The sequence below is a fragment of the Sphingomonas sp. AAP5 genome, assembly GCF_004354345.1.
In the GTDB taxonomy this organism is placed as follows: domain Bacteria; phylum Pseudomonadota; class Alphaproteobacteria; order Sphingomonadales; family Sphingomonadaceae; genus Sphingomonas; species Sphingomonas glacialis.
In genome coordinates this window covers 1-20,126 of the sequence record NZ_CP037916.1, presented here as the reverse complement: position 1 = coordinate 20,126, position 20,126 = coordinate 1, and the positions used below count along the sequence as shown (strand labels likewise).

The 20,126-nt window shown below is 63.9% G+C and carries 16 protein-coding genes; 9 read left to right on the top strand and 7 right to left on the bottom strand.

Annotated features, from left to right (window positions below; translation table 11 throughout):
• Positions 1 to 15 precede the first annotated feature (15 nt).
• The 4 genes from E2E30_RS20555 to E2E30_RS20535 all read right to left on the bottom strand — a co-directional run bounded on the left by E2E30_RS20555 (position 16) and on the right by E2E30_RS20535 (position 7,370).
• Positions 16 to 3,261: an efflux RND transporter permease subunit gene (locus E2E30_RS20555; protein ID WP_240699172.1), complete on the bottom strand. Its 3,246-nt coding sequence runs from the start codon at positions 3,259 to 3,261 to the stop codon at positions 16 to 18.
• A gap of 3 nt (positions 3,262 to 3,264) precedes the next feature.
• Positions 3,265 to 4,443: an efflux RND transporter periplasmic adaptor subunit gene (locus E2E30_RS20550; RefSeq protein ID WP_133192522.1), complete on the bottom strand. Its 1,179-nt coding sequence runs from the start codon at positions 4,441 to 4,443 to the stop codon at positions 3,265 to 3,267.
• Positions 4,440 to 5,789: a TolC family protein gene (locus E2E30_RS20545; RefSeq protein ID WP_133192521.1), complete on the bottom strand. Its 1,350-nt coding sequence runs from the start codon at positions 5,787 to 5,789 to the stop codon at positions 4,440 to 4,442. The genes E2E30_RS20550 and E2E30_RS20545 overlap by 4 nt, the downstream gene beginning before the upstream one ends.
• A 948-nt stretch (positions 5,790 to 6,737) precedes the next feature.
• A complete protein-coding gene (locus E2E30_RS20535; RefSeq protein WP_133192519.1) occupies positions 6,738 to 7,370 on the bottom strand; it encodes a cation transporter in 633 nt (210 codons plus the stop codon).
• Positions 7,371 to 7,443: 73 nt separating this feature from the next.
• Between E2E30_RS20535 and E2E30_RS20530 the strand changes: the two genes are divergently transcribed.
• The 4 genes from E2E30_RS20530 to E2E30_RS20515 all read left to right on the top strand — a co-directional run bounded on the left by E2E30_RS20530 (position 7,444) and on the right by E2E30_RS20515 (position 11,691).
• A complete protein-coding gene (locus tag E2E30_RS20530; protein WP_133192518.1) occupies positions 7,444 to 7,845 on the top strand; it encodes a MerR family transcriptional regulator in 402 nt (133 codons plus the stop codon).
• Positions 7,846 to 7,880: 35 nt separating this feature from the next.
• Positions 7,881 to 8,543, top strand: coding sequence for a transporter (locus E2E30_RS20525; protein ID WP_133192517.1), 663 nt, complete (start codon positions 7,881 to 7,883; stop codon positions 8,541 to 8,543).
• Positions 8,544 to 8,648: 105 nt separating this feature from the next.
• Complete coding sequence (locus tag E2E30_RS20520; RefSeq protein ID WP_443018427.1) at positions 8,649 to 10,595, top strand: FTR1 family protein; 1,947 nt, start codon at positions 8,649 to 8,651, stop codon at positions 10,593 to 10,595.
• Positions 10,596 to 10,743: 148 nt separating this feature from the next.
• Positions 10,744 to 11,691 (top strand): cation diffusion facilitator family transporter, encoded by a 948-nt coding sequence (locus tag E2E30_RS20515; protein WP_133192515.1) that lies wholly within the window; start codon positions 10,744 to 10,746, stop codon positions 11,689 to 11,691.
• A gap of 136 nt (positions 11,692 to 11,827) precedes the next feature.
• Here E2E30_RS20515 and E2E30_RS20510 read toward each other — a convergent pair whose 3' ends face one another.
• Together E2E30_RS20510 and traA are read right to left on the bottom strand one after the other, a co-directional pair.
• The gene (locus tag E2E30_RS20510; RefSeq protein WP_133192539.1) at positions 11,828 to 12,556 is read right to left on the bottom strand and encodes a DUF6118 family protein; all 729 of its coding nucleotides are present in this window, start codon (positions 12,554 to 12,556) and stop codon (positions 11,828 to 11,830) included.
• Positions 12,557 to 12,562: 6 nt separating this feature from the next.
• Entirely contained in the window at positions 12,563 to 15,478 is a 2,916-nt protein-coding gene (gene traA / locus E2E30_RS20505) for a Ti-type conjugative transfer relaxase TraA (protein WP_133192514.1), read from the bottom strand.
• 174 nt (positions 15,479 to 15,652) lie between these two features.
• On the opposite strand from traA, the gene E2E30_RS20500 reads away from it, so the two are divergent.
• From E2E30_RS20500 to E2E30_RS20480, 5 genes are all read left to right on the top strand, one after another.
• Complete coding sequence (locus tag E2E30_RS20500; protein WP_133192538.1) at positions 15,653 to 15,982, top strand: conjugal transfer protein TraD; 330 nt, start codon at positions 15,653 to 15,655, stop codon at positions 15,980 to 15,982.
• 13 nt (positions 15,983 to 15,995) lie between these two features.
• Positions 15,996 to 16,220 carry a conjugal transfer protein TraD gene (locus tag E2E30_RS20495; RefSeq protein ID WP_133192513.1) on the top strand — a complete coding sequence of 75 codons (225 nt, stop codon included), beginning with the start codon at positions 15,996 to 15,998 and terminating at the stop codon, positions 16,218 to 16,220.
• Positions 16,217 to 16,501, top strand: coding sequence for a hypothetical protein (locus tag E2E30_RS20490; RefSeq protein WP_133192512.1), 285 nt, complete (start codon positions 16,217 to 16,219; stop codon positions 16,499 to 16,501). The genes E2E30_RS20495 and E2E30_RS20490 overlap by 4 nt, the downstream gene beginning before the upstream one ends.
• Positions 16,501 to 16,839 carry a transposase gene (locus E2E30_RS20485; protein ID WP_133192511.1) on the top strand — a complete coding sequence of 113 codons (339 nt, stop codon included), beginning with the start codon at positions 16,501 to 16,503 and terminating at the stop codon, positions 16,837 to 16,839. Before E2E30_RS20490 ends, E2E30_RS20485 begins: the two co-directional genes overlap by 1 nt.
• A 95-nt stretch (positions 16,840 to 16,934) precedes the next feature.
• Positions 16,935 to 18,578: a type IV secretory system conjugative DNA transfer family protein gene (locus E2E30_RS20480; RefSeq protein WP_133192510.1), complete on the top strand. Its 1,644-nt coding sequence runs from the start codon at positions 16,935 to 16,937 to the stop codon at positions 18,576 to 18,578.
• Between the two features lie 594 nt (positions 18,579 to 19,172).
• On the opposite strand, the gene E2E30_RS20475 is transcribed toward E2E30_RS20480, so the two are convergent.
• The gene (locus tag E2E30_RS20475; protein ID WP_133192509.1) at positions 19,173 to 20,126 is read right to left on the bottom strand and encodes a replication initiator protein A; all 954 of its coding nucleotides are present in this window, start codon (positions 20,124 to 20,126) and stop codon (positions 19,173 to 19,175) included.

Below are 20,126 nucleotides of genomic sequence, written 5' to 3'. Positions count from 1 at the left end.
ACTTAACCCGCATAGTCATGCCGTCACCTCGTCGGGTGCGTCGTGCGCCGGCTGGTGCCGCTCGGCATCCTTCCTCGAAGTGACGCCAAGGATGACTTTGGCGAGCGCCGGCAGGACGAGCAGGGTGAGAATCGTCGCGGCGACAAGACCGCCGATCACGGTCGTCGCCAACGGCTTTTGCACCTCTGCACCAGTGCCGTGGGCAAGTGCCATCGGCACAAAGCCAATAGCGGGCACAAACCCGGTCATAATGACCGCGCGCATCTTGTCGGCCATGCCTTGGCGGATTGCTTCTGCCACTGGCAGTCCAGCTTCGCTTCGTTCGCGGATCGCCGTCATCACAACGAGGCCGTTCAGCACCGCCACGCCTGCAAGGCAGATGAACCCCACCGCCGCGGACACCGAGAAGTTGATGCCGGTGAGCGCGAGCGTAAAGACGCCGCCCGCGAGCCCCAGCGGCACCGCCAGGAACACCGCGGCCGCTCGGCCGAACCCGCCGAGTGCCATGTAGAGTAGTCCGAAGATGACCAAAAAACACAATGGCACGACGATCGACAGACGCTTCGATGCCGCTGCCAAATTCTCGAACTGACCGCCCCATTCGAGGTAATAGCCGGCAGGAAGCTTGACCTTTGCGATCTTCGCCTGCGCCTCCTGAACGAACGAACCTGCATCGCGGTCGCCGAGATTAACTTGGACGACTACACGGCGCTTGCCGTTCTCCCGGCTGATCTGGTTCAATCCTTCAGTCAGTCGGATTTGTGCGACCTGTGAGAGCGGCACTTGGGCACGTGGCCGTCCAGCAACCTCGGGCAGCAGTACCGGCAGTGTTCTGATGTCGTCTAAATTCGCACGCGTTGCCTCGGGCACACGCACGGTAACATCGAACCGTCGATCGCCTTCATAAACAAGCCCTGACTCACGGCCGCCGAGCCCGGCTGCAACCGTATCCGCAACGTCGCGAACCGTAAGACCAAGACGCGCGATCGCTGCGCGATCGAGCCTCACGTCGAGCGCCGGTGCGCCTCCGACCTGTTCGGCCTTGACGCTGGCCGCACCGGGTATGGTTTGAAGGACCCGCACCATCTCGTTTGCGGTCTGCGACATCTTGTCGAGATCATCGCCATAGAGCTTGATCGCGACATCGCCGCGAACGCCCGCAATCAGTTCGTTGAACCGGAGCTGGATCGGCTGACTAACCTCGTAGAGATTGCCCAGCAGGCCACCAGTCGCCTTCTCAATCTTGGCGACGACGTCGGCTTTAGTCGTGCCCTTAGCCCAGTCCTCCTTCTCTTTTAATATAACAAAGCCATCGGAAACGTTCGGCGGCATCGGATCGCTAGCTACCTCTGCGGTGCCTGTTTTGGAAAACATCAAGGCCACTTCGGGGACCTTGGTTACAGCCTCCTCAACCTTACGTTCCATTGCCAACGATTGATCAAGACTGACCGAGGGCACTCGCGTCGAAGCGAACGCCAGATTCTTCTCGTCGAGTTGGGGGATGAACTCTGAGCCTAGCAGCCCGAACGCTGGTATCGCTGCCAGGAAGAACGCCAGTCCGCCGATGATGAACGGCCACGGTCGGGCAATCGCCTTGTCCAACAACGGCAGGTAACGCTCCTTCGACTTGCGGATCAGCCACACGTCCTTCTCGGCGACCTTGCCGCGGATCAGGATTGCGACCAGCGCTGGCACCAGCGTGATCGCCAGCACGAATGCTGCCACTAGCGCGAGCATGATCGTGATCGCCATCGGCGAGAACGTCTTACCCTCGGTGCCTGTGAAGGTGAGTAGTGGTGCGAAGGCGAGCAGGATGATGGCCTGACCGAAGACGGTTGGCTTGATCATCTCCTGCGCGGCCCGCATCGTCTCCTCCAGCCGCTCTCGAACCGAAAGCAGCCGACCCTCATGTTCTTGGCGGTGCGCCAATCTGGCCAAGCAGTTTTCGATGATGATAACCGCACCGTCGACGATCAGACCGAAGTCGAGCGCCCCCAGGCTCATCAGATTGCCGGGAACGTTGAAGGCGTTCATCCCCATTGCCATCATCAGGAACGAAAATGGGATCACCAGCACCGCGATTACTGCTGCACGCCAGTTACCGAGCAGCACGAACAGGGCCACGGCAACCAGGATCGCGCCTTCAGTCAGATTTCGTTGAACTGTGGCGACCGTTGCGCCGACCAGCTCAGCGCGATTGAGCACCACCTTCACCTGAATCCCGGGCGGTAGAGTCTTTGCTACCTGATCCAGCTTGGTGGCCGCTTGTTCGGCCACAACTCGGCTGTTTTGGCCGATCAGCATCAGCACCGTGCCGATGACCGCTTCCCGGCCGTTCATGCTGCCGGCACCCGTCCGCAAATCGCCGCCCACGCGAACATTGGCAATCTGGCCGATGGTGATCGGGGTTCCGCCGCGCGTTGCTGCGACAGCGTTGCGGATCTCGTCAACGGTCCGCACACGGGAGTCGACGCGTACGAGATAGGCTTCACCGCCGCGGTTGTAGTAGTTGGCGCCGACAGCGATGTTTGCGTTTTCTAGAGCTTGGCCGAGTTCGCTGTATGAGATTCCGAAGCTGGCGAGTTTCGTCGGATCAGGTTCAACCACGAAGGTCTTGGCATAGCCGCCAATCGAGTCGACGCCGGCAATGCCTTTCACCGACCGAAGCTGAGGGCCGATAATCCAGTCCTGGACGGTGCGCAGATAACTCGCCTTGGTAACGGCATCGGTCAGCCGTTCGCCTTCGGGCGTTAGATAGCTACCATCGGGCTGCCAGCCGGGTTGGCCAGCGACTTTCTTCGCGCCCTTGCCGTCAGGATTGGCATAGCCGACCGTGTACATGACGATCTCACCCAGACCGGTGGAGACCGGTCCGACCTGCGGCTGCACGCCTTGCGGCAGGTTCTGAGTGGCCTGGCGCAGGCGCTCACCGACCTGTTGACGTGCGAAGTAGAGATCAGTGCTGTCGGTGAAGATCGCACTGACCTGGCTGAAGCCGTTACGCGAGATCGAACGCGTGGTTTCGAGACCGGGAATGCCGGCGAGCGCGATTTCGACGGGATAGGTTACAAGCTTCTCGATCTCGACCGGCGAAAGACGCGGATCGACCGTATTGATCTGGACCTGTTTGGTAGTGATGTCGGGAACAGCGTCGATTGGCAGCTTGGTGAGCTGCCAGACACCAAGACCGCCGATAACGAGGAAAAGCGCGAGAACCGTCCAGCGCATGCGGACGGAGAGCGCCATGAGATTTGCGATCATGGTCTATTCTTCCTCGCCCGCGCCCTTGCCGAGTTCGGCCTTGAGCAGGAACGCGTTCTTGGTTGCGACCTCGCTGCCGGCAGGCAGTCCGCGGACGATTTCGACACGGCCGTTACTGCGCTGACCAACCGTCACGGTCTGGGCACGGAACCCCTTGGCGGTTCGCACGAAAACAACATCGCGGCCTTCGAGCGACTGAACCGCCTCTTCCGGCACCACGATAGCGGTTGAAATGTCACCGCGGCTGGGCAGCAGCCGCACGCGCACCGCAAGCCCCGGCTGGAGCGAACCTGGAACATCGAGGACCGCAGTAGCTGAGCGGGTCTCGCTTGCGAGCCCAGGGGTGACTGCACGCACGCGCGCATCGATTGTTCGACCATCGGGCAATTCGATGATCGCCCGATCGCCGGGCGCGAGCCGCTGTGCATCGCTCGGTCCAACGGCAGCCTCAACCTGTATTTTAGAGGCATCAGCGACACGCATTAGTTCGGTTTCAGGCTGGACGAAGGCGCCCAGGCTGACATTCTCCGATGTTACCCGCCCTGAAATTGGGCTCGATACCGTGACGCCCCGGCCATCCGCCGTCACCCTCGCGGCGCCCGCTGCGACGCTGGCTCGGCGCGATTCTGCTGCTGCCGACGCAGCTCCCGCTTCCGCCTGTTCCAGGTCGACCCGCGCCGACACTTTCTGGCGATACAGATATTGCTCACGCGCTAGCGCCTTCTGCGCGAGCGTGGACTTCGCGGCTGCTACGGTGCGATCGGCTGCGAACTGCGCGGCGTCCCGGCTCTCGACGATGGCCAGCGTCTCGCCAGCACGTACGGGATCACCAAGGCGCTTTAATAGCCGGGTCACGGCACCGCTGGCGCGCGCGGTCACGATCGCTTCCCCTTGCGGTGACGCGCTAACGGTTGCTTGCGCGACGATCTCCGCGCCAAGGCCGCCCGGTCGGATGGTCTCGGTAGCAATGCCCGCTTGTTCGATCGCCTGCGAGGCCATCGTCACGGTATCGGGAGCCTTCTTTTCAGATCCAGCAGCAGTAGTATTGTTGCTCGCCGCCGCTTCGGTCGACTTGTCGGCGCCGCAACTCGAAAGAGCGAAACCGCCCAGCCCAGCCATAAGGGCAATTGCAGCAACGCCCGCCAACGGGCGCCGCTTCTGATTATCGTCCTGATCGATCATCGATTCTCTCCGGGAAAGGGGGCCGGCGTCGTAAGCCGGTCGAGCCGCGCCTGTGCGTCGTGATAGGCCGCAAGGGCATCGACGTAGGTCTGGCGGGTCTGGGATAAGGTGCGTTCAGCATCGAGCAGCGCGATCTGGTCGAACTTGCCCTGCGCCCAGCCGATGCGCGCAATGCGGGCTGCCTCCTGCGCCGCGGCGAGGCCTGGACCACCCGCCGCCCGCGCCGTGGCGGCGGCATTGGCCACCTCGGTCTGTGCGCTGGCGATCTGCTGACGAATATCGAGTACAGCGAGATTGCGTAGCGCGATCGCCTGCGTCTGCTCGGAGCGCGATTGCGCGACGAAGGCGTTCCCGTTGTTGAAAAATGGCAACGGAATCGAGAGGCCGACTACGGCCGCATTATCCTTGGTGGCCTCCAAACGGCGCGCGAATGTGCTGATGGTCAGATCCGGCGTTCGCAGCGACCGAGCAACGCGCACCTGCGCATCTGCCGTGCGAACGTCCGCTTGCGCCGCAGCGAGCGTCAACGTCTCTTCTATGTCGATGGGACGTGGTGGCCCGTAATCGTCAATCCGCTCGAACCAGGCGCGATCGAGCGGACCATACACTGGCGCGGCAAGCAACGTTGCAAGGTTGGACCGCGTAGCCTGCGCTTGCCGTGTTGCGCTGTCGGCCGCGACCTGCGCGTTGATGCGCAGCACGTCGGCGCGCTGTTGCTCAATCGGACCGACCGCGCCAGCCTTCACGCGCTCGCTCGACACGCGAAACGCATTGGCAGCGATTCCCGCCTGCTCGCCCAGCACCTCGGAGCGCCGTTCAGCGGCAGCGGCCTCGATGTAGAGCTGTGTGATCCGCAGGCGAAGATCGGCCCGTGAAATCTCGGCCTGGATTTGCGCGCGTGTGAGACGCGCCGTCGCCAGCGCGACACGTGCCGGTCGTTTGCCGCCTAATTCCAACGGGATCGCCAAGCCAACGGTCGTTTCGGAACCTCGCAGCCCCTTATAGACGCCGGTGCCGCCGATATTCTCGACCTGCGCCTGCAATTCGGGATTGGGGCGCAATCCGGCGACCTGACGTGCGGCGGTTGCGGCACCAACGCCAGCGGTTGCGGCTGCGACCGATGGAAGAGGCGCAGGTGCGCCACCCCCGGCTGAAACGCCATTGGCCGTAGAAGGTGATGGCGTGGATGGCATTCCGCCAGCAGCAAGAGCGTTCTCGAGCGAGAACGCATTCGGCACTTGCGACGACGTGGTCGCCGCCGGAATACCGGGCGGCGGTGATGTCTGCGCCCCGGCCGCACTGGCGAGGGACGCCGCGACCATGAAGGCCGCGATTGTACGATGCATCGATGATGTCTCCTGACGAACCTAATTTGCCCCGCGCGGCATCAGCCAGCGGGGGTCAACGGGTCGTCAGGCTTGCGGAGGCCTTAGCGCAGGGTCGGCCGTCGATAGTGGCCGCATCAACCGGCCCGTGAAAACAGGGGCAAGACGAAGGTCTGGCGTCAGGGCGGTGCTGGCGACCTTAACCGGCGCTGCAACATGATCGCCGTGGCAACCGCCGTGATGGTGCGGATAGCCTTTGTCGCCATCCGCAGGCACCTGGTCGGCGTCACCGGGAGTGTGTCCTTCGGCAATTTCCTCACCGCGCGTCACGTGCGTGCTCGCGCTTACATCCGGGCGCTCCAGTGCATGCGCCATCGCCGTCGTCTCAAGCGAGAAAACGAGGGTAAGACACGCAAGGATGTTCAGGATACGTCGCACGGGCCGCTTCGTAGCAGTAATGCTTACCTTAGGATAGCCTTTGCGCGTCGCACCAAACAGGCCCGTCGTCGCAAACGACCGTTCGCGGGAGAGCCACGTTGCTGATTCCGCTCGGCTTATCGGCGGGATGCAAAGGTTTGGGTGTTTGATCGCTCAAGCCTATGTATGCGCTCGTGTTGAGTGCGCTGGTGAGGGTGCATTATGGTCTCCCCGCCCAGGGGCACGGAAGGCGGGGAGTGATCGCACCATTTAAGGCCGCGCGCATTAAGAGCTGCGGCCATGCCCCTGCAACTTTGAGTCGAGAGAATTAGGGCTTTTGAGGGCATTTTATAACAACGGGCGGCACCTTCCCTGATGGTCCAAACTCTCGAACGCAGCGCGCATTTTGGCCTGATGCGCGCGCTGGCTGGCTCTGACTGGTGGCACACCCGCTAACAAGTGTAGCCGTTGCGGCGATGGCTAATGCGATCTGTACGCGTATCGCAATCATGTGATCCTCCTTTGTCACGTGTCCGATCGTCCTGCGCACCTCTAGGTTGCCGGCCGGAGTTCCGCCCGCGCGTTGCGGACGATGACATAGGCCGAATGGAGGAAGAGGAGCGCAATCACGCCTGCGACACCCAGGTCGGGCCACGCGCTACCAGTCCAAGCAACAAGCCCTGCCGCGACGATCACCGCGACGTTGGCCAATGCGTCGTTGCGGCTGAACAGCCAAATCGCGCGCACATTGGCGTCGCCCTCGCGGAAACGGGACAACACCAGCGCCGCACTGACATTCACCGCCAGCGCGACGATGCCGATCATGCCCATCAATTCCGCCTCGGGCAGCGTCGCATTGAACGCCCGCCAAATGGCGAACGCAATCACGCCAAGGCCGAGCGCACCGAGGAAGAGCCCTTGGGTCAAGGCGACGTGCGCCCTGGCGCGCGCTGTCCATGTCAGCGCCAGTAAGCCGAGCAGGCTGATCGAGCCGTCGCCGATGAAGTCGAGCGAGTCGGCTTTGAGTGCCTGGCTTTCGGCGATGAAGCCCCCCACCAGCTCGCAGAGGCCAAAGCCGAGATTGAGAATTACAACGATGGCAAGCGCACGGCGATAAGCCGGGTCATGCTGGGCGCGTTTCTCATCGCCATGACAGGCGCACGCGTCGGTTCGGATGTCGGTCATCCGGCTTCCCTACAATCTCTAGCTACTATAGAAGCAAGAAGAATATGAACAGTTCGGACGGGACCGTCAGTTTATGATCAAGATCGGTGAGCTATCGCGCGCCACCGCGACCAAGGTGACGACAATCCGTTTCTATGAGCAAATCGGGCTGCTCGCGGCGCCCGTGCGGACAGCATCGGGCCGACGCACCTACGGGCTCAGCGACGTGGATCGGCTCAACTTCGTTCGGAATGGGCGAAGGCTGGGTTTCACGATCGAGGAAATTCGCTCGCTCCTCGCGCTCGCCGACCAACCGGAGCGCGACTGCGCGGAAGCGGCGGATATAGCGGCGCGCCACCTTGTCAGCGTGGAGGACCGGCTCCGCCAGCTCTCGGCTTTACGCGAAGAGTTGGCCGCCATGAGCGCGAGCGGATGCTGCGCCCGATCGATGGCCGAGTGCCGAGTCATTCAGGCAATCGCGCGCCCCGCCTCATAGCTTCCTGCTGATTGCGCCCAAACGGAGTATTTTCGATGCCTTCCCGTTATCTTCGCAAATTACCCTTGTTCATAATCGGTGCTGCGTTCCTCGTGGCGGCTCCAGCTCATGCGGACCCTTCCGACGACTACATCAATCCCGATCGGCCCGGGATCGCGGATGGGAGCACGACAGTGGGCCTGGGTCATTTTCAGATCGAGACGGCTATCCAGCGTGAGTATCGCCGCAACGGCGATGAACGAGAGCATACGACATTCATTCCGACGCTGCTGAGGTATGGCTTTAGCAAGAGCTGGGAGTTCCGGGTCGAAGGCAACACGTTCACTTGGCAGCGCCAACACGATCCGGCTTTGGGCAACACGCACAGCAATGGTTTCGCCCCGACCTCGATTGGTCTGAAGTATAATATCGTCGAGGCGTCGGGATCGACCCAGCCATCAATCGGCGCGATTGTCCGGGTCTTTCCGCCTTCGGGTTCCGGAGATTTTCGTAACTCGCGCACAACCGGCGACTTCCGCTTAGCGGCCGACTGGAATTTCGCCGACAAATGGTCGTTAAACCCCAATGTCGGCGTGGCGGTGTATGAGGACGACACGAAGGACGACGCGGGTGCTCAAGCTCGCCGACTACTACTAAGAATTCAGTTCCTGACCCCGGATTTGGCAGATGCTAATGCGAGCGGGTCGCAAATCGCTTGATCCTCTACCTGCTAGAGGTTGTAGAGCGGGCTTATGTCATCGTTTTACCTAAGCCCTGCCACGAGTCCCAGCGCACGCGCGCAGGCAATGATTCGCGTTCCGATGATGCGCCTGCTGGCTCGCGCCATAGCAGTTTTGCTTGGCGTTATACTTCCGGCCGCCCTCCACGCCGCGCCCGTCGCCAATCCGAACGACGTGCAAACCGTATGGCGGCTGCTCGACTATATGGCCGTCGATTATGACGGCGCGGTCGAGGGCGGCCGGGTCAAGAGCGCGTCGGAATATGCCGAGATGACGGAGTTTGCTGGCTCGGTATCGTCGCGGCTCGCCACGCTGCCGCCCAAGCCCGAACGGGCGGCGCTGCTTGCGGGGACGGCGCGCCTGAAAAGCGTAATTGCCCGCAAGGGCACGCCGCAAGAGGTCGCGGCGCTCGCACACGGGTTGGCGGCCGATCTGCTGCAAGCCTATCCCGTGCCGCTCGCGCCCGCTTCGCCCCCCGATTTCGCTCGGGGTGTGGCCCTGTTCGGTTCCACCTGCGCGGCCTGCCACGGCGCGACCGGGGATGGGCACGGCCCAGACGCCGCCAAGCTCTCAACCCCGCCGATCGCGTTCACCGACGCAGCCCGCGCGCGCGAGCGCAGCGTGTTCGCGCTTTATCAGGTTATCACCCAAGGCATCGACGGGACGGCGATGCAGAGCTTCGCCGATCTGCCGAGCGGGGATCGCTGGGCGCTGGCATTCCGCGCGGGGAGCTTCGCGCTCACCGATGAACAGGCGCGCGAAGGCGAACGGCTGTGGAAGGCCGATGCCGCGCTGCGCCAGCGCATCCCTGACCTGAAAACGCTGGTGGGGCTCACGCCCGCCTCGCTCGCGAACAGCGTCGGCGAACAGCGGGCGCTGCCAGTCATGGCCTATCTGCGCCGCCATCCCGAAGCCGTGATCGAACAGGCTCCAGCGTCGCTAACGCTCGTCCGCCAAAAATTGGCGGCAAGTCTCGATGCCGCCCGCAAGGGTGATCGTAGCGCCGCGAAGGAACTGGCGCTGTCGGCCTACCTCGACGGGTTCGAACCGGTCGAGCCGACGTTGGGCGCGCGCGACGCGGCGCTGCTTGCTCGGATCGAGGGCGCGATGGGCGAATATCGCGCCGCGGTCGATCATGGGGCCGCGCCCGACGATCTGGCAAACCGTGCTCTCGTGCTCGACGGCCTGTTCGACGATGCGGAAGCGGCGCTCGCCCCGAGCGCGTCCAGCAGCGCATCGACGTTCCTGGGCGCGTTCACGATTCTGCTACGCGAGGGTCTGGAAGCCCTGCTGATCATCGTCGCCATGATCGCGTTCCTTCGCAAAGCGGAGCGGTCGGAAGTGCTGCCCTATGTGCATGGCGGCTGGGCCGGGGCGCTCGCGGCGGGGCTACTGACTTGGGTGGTCGCGACCTACGCGATCGGGATCAGCGGCGCGAGCCGGGAGCTGACGGAAGGGTTCGGATCGCTGTTCGCGGCTGTGGTCCTGCTCTCGGTCGGGATATGGATGCACGGCAAGGCGCAAGCCGATCAATGGCAGCGTTACATTCGGAAGAAGATGACGCACGCCCTTTCGGGCCGCTCAGCCTGGTTCCTGTTCGGCCTCGCGTTCGTCGTGGTCTATCGGGAGGTGTTCGAGACGATCCTGTTCTATGCGGCGCTTTGGACGCAAGGGAATGGGGGCGCGTTACTGGCCGGTGCCGGGACGGCCGTCGCGGTGCTCGGGGTGATCGCCTGGGCCATGCTGCGCTACAGCCGCCAGCTCCCGATCGCCAAGTTCTTCGCCTACAGCTCGTGGCTTATGGCGGGACTGACGGTGGTTCTCGCCGGCAAGGGAGTCTCGGCGCTACAGGAAGCGGGCATCATCGACATTGCCCCGATCGCCGACGCACCCCGGTTGTCGATGCTGGGTCTGTTCCCGACCTGGCAAACTATTGTCGCACAACTTCTGATGATAGTCGCGATCGTCGCGGGCTTCTCGCTAAACCGCCGTAGAGGGCGTCGAACGCACGAACTCGCTCCAGCGGAGTGATCTGCTGCCAGTTCGACCACCGCGTCGAGTAGTCATGCGCGCTTTCATCACCGCTACCGGCACTTATGATGTGCATTGTTCGCGCTTCATGCACTCGACTTTCGACATGGAGGCGAGGATCATCGTTCAATAGGCTAGGAAGCCAGCTATGACACAGGAACAACGTCGCGAGCTGCTGCCGCTCGCCGCGCGGGCCGCGCTGGCAAGCGTAACGATGGCCTGCTTTCTGCTCGGCCTCAAGGCGTTCGCGGCCTGGCGCACGGGTTCGGTCGCGATGCTGGGCTCGCTCGCCGATACCGCGCTTGATCTGCTTGCCTCGCTGGTTACTCTCTACGGCGTGAAGCTCGCGGCTCAACCTGCCGACCACGATCATCGCTACGGGCACGGCAAAGCGGAAGCCTTGGCGGCGCTGTTCCAGGTGGCGCTCATCACGGCGTCGGCGGTTGCGATCGGCTGGCGCGCAGTTTCCGCGCTTGGAATCAAAGCCGCAACCCAAGATGCCGAGCTGGGCATCGGCGTCTCGGTCGCGACGATCGCGGCGACGATGGTGCTATTGGCCTATCAGCGAACCGTGATCCGTCGCACCGGCTCGGTCGCGATCGTCGCCGATAACGTCCATTATCAGGCGGACGTGATGCTCAGCATCGCGGTCATCGTCGCCTTCGTGCTCGATCAATATGCGGGATGGCACGGGGCCGATCCCGTCTTTGGCATCATCATCGCGCTCTACCTTGCTTGGCAAGGGTTCCGGGCGTCCAATCAGGCCATCGACATGCTGATGGACCGCGAGTGGCCTGACGAACAGCGTGCGGCCTTTCTCGACGTGGCGGCCCGCCAACCAGGGCTTCGCGGTATTCACGATTTCCGCACCCGTCATTCAGGCACGCTCGACTTCGCGCAATTCCACATGGAGGTGGATCGCGGGCTGACCGTAGGAGACGCGCATGACATCGTGGAACGCGTCGAAACCGCGTTGCGCGATGCGTTCCCTAAGGTAGAGGTCTTGATTCACCTGGATCCCGAGGGACACGTCGATAGCGACAACGAGCTGGTGGAAGCGGACGTTACGCCCCACTGGTTCGGCAAGCGCGTATAGGCGGGATGTTTTACCTCGCCGTCAAGGCCCCGATCTCCGACATGATTATCGTGGCCGTATCTGAAATCGCCAAGCGCAGCCCAAGTCGATAAACTAAAGAACCGTTTTGCACGAACCGCTAGGCAAGGTTCGGGTTTTAAGGTTCGGCTCCTACGCTCACCGTGCATCGCACGGAACCGCGAGTTTTGGCGGCAGTCTTCCGGCATCGCTCGATCGCCTCGCGGTTCGCCTGAACGATGAGCGCGCCTGTGAGCATCGCGTTCCATGCCTCGGGCTGGCTCACGCCCGCCAGCCGGCGCGCGCCGTCCCACATCGACCGGTCGAGCGTCCGCGCCGCCATGCGCTCCGGCCATTGCCAGCTCGCCGGTGCGATCTCGCGCGCGACCAGGCCCGGCACGATCGCCCATGCGAGGATGCCGGCCGCTACCCCGCCAAGCCCGAACCATAGCTGCCGGTTCCTCTGATCGGCCCGTGTCCACGCGGACCCGGCGATGGCGCGAAGCTCGGCTATGACACGCGCCTTGTCCTCGCCCGCCTTGGCGAGCGCCGCCTGATCCTCGCGCCGGGCGGCGTTGCCCGCCGCGGCTATCCGCTGCGCCATTTGCTCGGGCGTCATCGCCAGCGCCGGACTCCGCGCGATCACGTCGTTGATAACCGCGATCCGGTCGGCCGTGGCGTTCACGCCCTGCTGCATCCGCCCTAGCGTCTCGGAATAGTCGGGAACGTCGATATGCGCCCGCTCGGCCGCCAAGCCCTCCACGGCACGGCGTAGCAACGCCAGCTCGCGGTCTTGGCCCTCTATCACGGCGCGCAGCCGGTCGAACGCCTCCGCCGGATCGTCGCCGTCCTGAATACCGTCGTCCATCGTCACCTACCGGCTCATGCCACGGTCGCGGTCACGCCCGATGCTGACCGACTGCGCCAGTTCCTGCCCGATCGACCGGCCCCGCTCCATGCTCAACGCCAGCTCGGGCGCGCGGGCACGCAAAACGGATTCGAGCTGCGGGTCGCGATGTAGCCCGCTCGCGATGCCTTGCATCCGCTTGCCGAGCTTCTCCGCGCTCGCATGATCGCCGGCACGCTCCATGTTGGCCCGCGCGTCCTTCATGCCCTGCCACTGCTCCACGAACCGGCCCGCGCGCTTCTCCGGGTCGAGACGGACCTGGCGCTCCGTCTCCATCGCCCGCGCCGCGCCGCCCGTGTTGCCTCCGGCGGCCTGCTCGATCAGCTTAGGATCGCGCGCCAGCGCCGATGCAAGGTCGCGTGCGGCATGGGGCCGGGCCTGGTCGAGCGCGTCGCCTGCCTTCGCCAGTGCCTGTTCCTGGTGCGCCAGTACCGGCAACCCCTTCTCCAGCATCCGGCCTATGTCGGCCCCGGCGCGCGCGTAGCGTTCGATTGCCCTGGCCTGGTCGGATTTCCCGCCGATCGCCGCCACGGCCCTCTCGGGTGCTGGTGCCTTCTGCGGTGCTGCCTTCGGCCGGAACCCGGCAAACATGCCCTTGGCCTTGTCGCGGACCTTCTCCGCCACCTGCCGCGCGAGTTCCGGGAACCGGATCTCGCGCCGATCGGCGAACGCACGGGCCTGATCCTGCTCGGGCCGCGCGTAATCGCTCGCCATATCCTTCGACCGCTCACGCGACAGGGTGCGAACGAGCTGGCGCTGATCGGCGAAGTCGTCACGGCCATAGTGGAGCTGCGCGCTATCGCGGTGCCGGGTCATGCCGACATAGGTGCTGTGGCGGTCCATGCCCGGCGTTGCGAGGACATGGGCGCGATCGACCGTCACCCCCTGCGACTTGTGGAACGTCGCCGCGTAGCCGTGATCGATCGCGGCATAGTCCTTCGTGTCGAACGCTACGCTGCGCCCGCTGTCGAGCCGGACGCTCATGCGGTCGGGGCTGACGCCCTCGATGGTGCCAAGGGTGCCGTTCTTCACGCCTAGCGACCGCTCGTTCCGCAGGAACATCAAGCGGTCGCCCGCCGCGAACGCTCGCTCGCCACGGTCCGCCTTCACCGCCACGTCGTCGCCAAGGTCTTCGGTCGCGCGCATCCGCTCGCGCGCTTCCCCATTTAGCTCGCGGACCTCGGCGTTGGTGTGCGTGAAGATGATCTGCGACCTTCCCGGCTCGGCCTGGCGCTTGCCATCCCAATCATCGACCAGCCCGGCCCTCGCTTCCTCGCGGGTGGCATATCCATGCACCATGCCGTGTGCGTCATAGGCCCGGATCGCCTCGCCGGTCCTGCCGGTCGCGAGCTGGCGCGTTGCCTCTTTCTGCCAGTCTTCGCGCTGCCGGCGTATCTCGGTGATCTCGGCCGCGCCGTGGCGCTCGGTGATCGACCGAAACGCCGCGCCCGCCTCGATCGCCTGCAACTGCTCGGGGTCGCCTACCATGACGACCTTGGCACCGGCATCGCGCGCCTGGGACAACACCCGTTCCATCTGACGCGAGCCGATCATGCCGGCCTCGTCCACCACCAGCACGTCCCTGGGGCCTAGCTGCTCGCGCCCCTGCCCCCATGCGTGCTCAAGGCTGGCGATGGTCCGCGACGCGATGCCGGACCCGCCTTCAAGATTCTCGGCCGCGATGCCGGACAACGCGGCCCCGCGTACCGTGTAGCCCTGCCCCTCCCAAGCCTCGCGCGCGACGCCAAGCATCGCGGATTTGCCCGAACCGGCATAGCCGACGACCGACGCCAGCCCGGCGTTGCCGGTCACATGATCGAAGGCGTCGCGCTGCTCGCCGGACAGGATAAGGCCCCTGCCCTCGGCCGCACTGATCGCTTTCTCGCGGTGCCGATCGGCGACGCCATGCCCGGCGCGGCCCGCCAGCTCGTCGCCGGCACGCTCAAGCCGGGACTCCACCGCGATCATGTCGCGGCTGGTGAACCGCTCTTGGTCGCGCCCGTCCTTCCCCAACGCGACCAGCTCGGGGCTGGCGCGCACCGCCCCCATCACTTGATCGAACTGCTCCTTGCCGTCGCTGTGCCGGAACGCGAACGTCGCGAGGTCGCGGGTGGTGAACGTGGCCTGCTGCCGCGTGATGGCGTCCAGCGCCACGCTCGGGTTGGCGATGATCTTCTCGCCATTCTCGCGGGCGATGCGGGCGTGATCCTCGATCCGCTCCGCCTCAAGCCCCTGCTCCGGCCTGCGCGACGCTGCGGGTCCGATCTTGTGCTGCGGCTCCAGCTCGATGCCCTGCGCCTCATAGGAGCGATGGTCGATCCGCCCCTCAAGCCCCAGCTCGGCCATGCGCTCATTGACGTGCGCGCTCCACGCCTCGCGCCAGTCCTTCAACAGCTCGGTCGAGTTCCAGTCGCGGTTCTTCTTCCCGAACCCCTCCGGCCCCACCTCGCGCATTGCCAGCATGACGTGCGCGTGCGGCTTGGGGGTGCCGTCCTTCGCCTTGTCCCAATGAACATTGAGGTCCGCGACCATGCCGCGTTTCACGAACTGCTCGGCGACGAAATCGCGAGCGAGCGCGACGCCCTGTTCCTTCGTCATCTCACGCGGAATCGAAAACTCTACCTCGCGGGCAAGCTGCGCGTCCTTGCGCTTCTCGCCTGCCTCCACCTCGTTCCACAAGGTCGAGCGGTCGTTTAAACGCTCCGGCGCACCCTCCGGCAACATCACCTCGGAGTGGACCACGCCCGCCTTGTTCGAGAAATCGTGATCGCGCCCAAGCCGCTCGTCAAACAGCTCGGAAGCGGAACGATAGGCGGCGCTCGCGACGGCGCTCGATCCGTTCGCGCGGCTCACGACCTTAGCGGAGAAATGGTAGATCGCCATGAATCCATGCTTATTGCACTTCTTAGCGCACGTCGGCAACGACGTATAAGCGCGCACTCACAATCCGCTTCGCTCCTCGTGACTGACTTGATGACATTTTCTGGTCGTTCTGCCTTTACCCTCATGCCGATAACGCTAAGATGCTGCCGACCGATACGCGGAAAGGTGAGAACGATGCGGAAGGTTCGCGATTACGACGCCGAGCTGAAAGCGCTGGGTGACAAGGCCCGCGCTTTGAAAGCGAAGCGAGTCGAACAGCTAGGCCAGCTCGTCGCCGCGACCGGAGCTGATGCCCTCGATGCGGAAACCCTCGCCGGTGTTCTGCTCGATGCGATTGGATCGAAGGATGCAAGCGCGAAGGAGGCATGGCGCGCGAAGGGCGTGGCTTTCTTTCAACGGCGTGGGCGCAAAGGTGGCGGCGTTGCTGCGATCGATGGATCGGGCGCTGCGACTGAACCGGGCGGCAACGCTGCGGGCGGAAGCGGCGGAACGGCGAACGGATAGCAGGGGCTGGGTCGTGCAGCGTCGCGAACGAACGCGCCACCTGATTGAGCTGGGCGGGTTGGTCCAGAAAGCCGGCTTGGTTGAGCTGACGGACGACGATCGCGCCACCCTTTACGGCGCGCTGCTCGATCTTGCCGGGCGTGGTCGCGGCGACGAAGCCGGCAACATGCTGGCGCTGTGGAAAAGACGCGGAAAACGCGCGTTCGATGCGGAAGCTGAAGGGAGCGAAGCGCAATGAGCGATTTCGATATGGAGGCAATCCGTAGGCAAGTCCGCGCGATGGATTTCGTACGCGGCACGCCGGCGGAAATCGCCATGTGGCACGAGGACATGGCGGACTCGCGCGCTAACCTGGTCATCGAGGACATGATCCCGACGCCCAACGACGATGCGTTCTTCGCGATGATGCTGGACGAGGGCGTGCCCCCTCCCCTCGTCTCGCAAATCCTGCTCCGGCTGCTCGATCATCCCGACGCCGATCGGTCCCTGCCGATCACGCCTATTCAACGGACGACGTGATGCCCAAAACCGTCGATCGGAATGAACAGATTGCGTCCTTCGACACAGGCCCTTTGCTGCGGACGGTGGATGATCTGGACGTGATGCGCGATCACCTCAAAGGCGATAATTTCAATGCACCGGAGATGCGGCACGACCTGCTGCGCCTGCACGGGTTAGCCATGCGCTTCGTCAATGAGGCGCACACCGATCCGGTCATGGCCGAAGAAATGTTCGACCTGGCGGCAGACCTTGAATGTCGCATCCAAGACCTGTCCGACGCGCTGGCGAGGATTCTTGCTCCGATCCGCACGCTGCAAGCATTGGAGCCAAGTGATCAGGAGAGACCGGGTTTTTGATGTGCTCGCCTTTGCAGAACGCTATCGTATTCTGATCTTGAGATATTCCGAGCGTAACGACGCCCCGGTCATTACGCTCCCGCTGGGGAAGTAGCATGGGCCTTGCGCGCGCCACCCGTAATCTCGCCCGCACCGCCCGTGCCAACCCGATGTGGGCCTTGTTCGGCATCTTGCTCGCCCCTTTCCGGTTCGCCCGGCACATCATCGGCGTGGTCCTGTTCGCCATGGTGCTGTTCGTGGCGCTATTCCTCCTGCTGATGCTGGCGATCTGGTACTTCGGCCTCGATAAGAACGGCGCTGTCGCTCAGCTTGGCGTGTTCGGGATCAGCGGTGCCGTGGTCCTGGTCACGGCCTGGATGTTCGTTCTGCCCCTGCTTCGCCGGTTCGACTATGGTGATAGCGCCGACACGCATGGTTCGGCCCGCTTTGCCACAGCCGGGGAAGCCCAGGCCCTCAACGACGATCACGGCCTGCTGATCGGTCGCGACGTGAAAACCGGCAAGCCGATGCGCTATGCCGGTCCCGCCCATCTGCTGACGATCGCACCCACCCGCACCGGCAAGGGTGTCGGCACGATCATCCCCAACTTGCTCGAATATCCGTTCGCGGTCGTCTGCATCGACCCCAAAGGCGAAAACGCCCGCATCGCCGCGCGCCAGCGCGGCAAGTTCGGCGCAGTCCACGTCCTCGATCCGTTCGGCGTCACTGGCCTGGCCTCGGCAGCGTTCAATCCGCTCGATCGCATTGACCCGCACGGCCTCGATCTCGCCGATGATTGCATGACGCTCGCCGACGCGCTGGTCCACGACGCGCCAGGCGAAGCGGGTGACGCGCATTGGAACGAGGAAGCCAAGGCGCTGATCGCCGGTATCCTGCTCCACATCGTCACCACCGACCCCCCCGCCACCCGCACCCTGGAAACGCTGCGCGACCGACTGACGCTCGCCCCTGCCGCACTGGCGGCGCGGTTCGCAGCGATGCAGGCGCAAGGTGGCCTGGTCGCGCGCGCCGCCAACCGCCAGCTCGGCAAATCCGATCGCGAAGCGGCCGGCGTGCTGTCGGCCGCGCAGCGCCATACCCACTTCCTCGATTCACCCCGCATGGCGACGGTGCTGGGCGGCTCGGATTTCACGTTCGCCGGGTTGAAGGATGCGCCGGCGACGGTGTTCCTGGTGCTGCCACCCGATCGGCTCGCCAGCTATGCTCGCTGGCTGCGGCTGATGGTGGCGCAAGCCCTGACCGAGCTGGCGCGCGCGCCGGGTCGCCCGCCCTGGCCGGTGCTGTTCCTGCTCGATGAGTTCGCGGCGCTCGGCCGCCTCGAACCCGTCGAGCGCGCGATGGGACTGATGGCTGGCTATGGCGTCCAGCTCTGGCCAATCTTGCAGGACGTTCACCAGCTTCGCGCGCTCTACGGGCAACGCGCCGGCACCTTCCTGTCTAATGCCGGCGTCCTCCAGGTGTTCGGGGTGAACGATCAGGACAGCGCCAAGCTCATTTCCGATCTGGCCGGGCAGGAAACCGTCGTATTCGAGACTATGAGCCGCGCGCTCGACGCGGAGGAAAGCGGCCTGTCCTACGGGCAGCAGCACGTCGGCCGCGCCCTGCTCACCCCCGATGAGGTCCGCACGCTCCGCCCCGATCGCCAGCTCCTGTTTCTCGCCGGGCAGCGGCCGATCATAGCCGCCAAGCTGCGCTACTATGCCGATCGCGAGTTCGCCGGGCGGTTCGATCCGGCGTGATTGATCCCTGAAAGCACGAACGACGGTGATGATGCCGATACGGGCGGACCGATTTAAGCCCCGCTGGTGACGTTCGCGCGATCTGCGCCCCGAAACCACCTAAAAGCCCCCTCCTGCCCTCACCCCGCGCCTGACGGCTGTGGAGGGGGGATTCCGTCGCTACCCTGCCCCACTTCTTTCCCGCTAAGCCAGCGGCGCTTGCGCCGCCCTTGTGACGCCGAAGGCGGCACGAAGCGAAAGCGCATCGGCCGGTAGGCCGATTCCATTGGTCTTCTCTTCCGTCTCAAGCGCGGGCTGTTTGACGTTAAGAGATTCTGTTAAATATGAATCGTTAAGTAGGTTAAGCTGCAAAAACCGGTCTTTTCCTGCCTAGAAAACAAAGGCTTACGGTAACCCCCGGTGGGTGAAAACACGTGATTCGGTGTGTGAAAACACGATAGTGCGGTGTGTGAAAACACGAGTCCAAGGTGTGTGAAAACACGATAGGAAACGGCTCGGGAACGCCGATCGCCGGTGTCCAAGGGGCTTCGCCTCCTCTTGGTCTCAACCGCGCCGCGCCGCTTTCCGGGGCAGCGGTGTGTGATAACACGATAGTTAGGAGCGCCCTGAAAGTCGGTCCATGAGGTCATCGACCTCTGTGGTGCGCCGTCGATCGGCTTCCATGCGGTCGCGTCGGTCCTGCTCGGCCTGGAGCTGCTCGGAGAGCGCCAAGGCTTCCGCCTCCCCTCTCAACCGAAATTGAATGGCGGGGCTACCATCGTTCGTCGCGACCATTTCCACTGCGTAATCGGGGAGTTGGTTGGTCTCCACGATCTTGCGGAGCATCCGGTTGAACTCCTTGGGTTTGCTGTCGCTGCCGGTCTTGTCGCGCAGCACCTCCACCCGGCACGTCCACCCGCCGCGCTGATTGCCGGCGTGCTTGCGGGCGATGCGATAAAGCGCCCGCTCAAGCCCGCCGGTCAGCAGGAAATAATCGGGGTGCATGGTAAGAAGCGACCGCTCCGCCATGATCCCCTCATAGACCCAATCCGACAGGGTGATGGTCATGCCGCGAGGCTGGTCGGTGTCGGGGTCGACCTCTAACGTCCATTTGTCGAGCCAATTGAAGCCCGCTTTGCTGCGCCGCTTGGGGGCGCGGATCGACGTGGAAATGGAAGTCGTCTGCAACCGCTGTAGCGCGGCTTGAAGATCTTGATAGGCGCGTCCGCTGGTGTTGCGCTTGATCGCCCGCAATAGGTCGTAGGACGTGGTTGTAAGCGTCCTGGGTAGGTCGTTGACCCCCTGCTCTCGCATCCGATTGAGAGCCGACGTGGCCCATATGATGATATCGGCATCCCAGATTGTCGCCATGCCGTAGGCGGGTATCGCCTCGATCTTCACCCAGGTCGCACCGTCCGGGCTGGTATATTCGATCGGCTTGACCCGCTTGCGTTTCTGCAAGGAAAAGAACGGCCGTTCCATCGTCTCCCGCTGATCCTTGAGCGGAAGGTCGCCCATGATCGGCAGGAACAGGTCGAACTCCGGGCTAGGATCGCGCCGCTTTTTCAT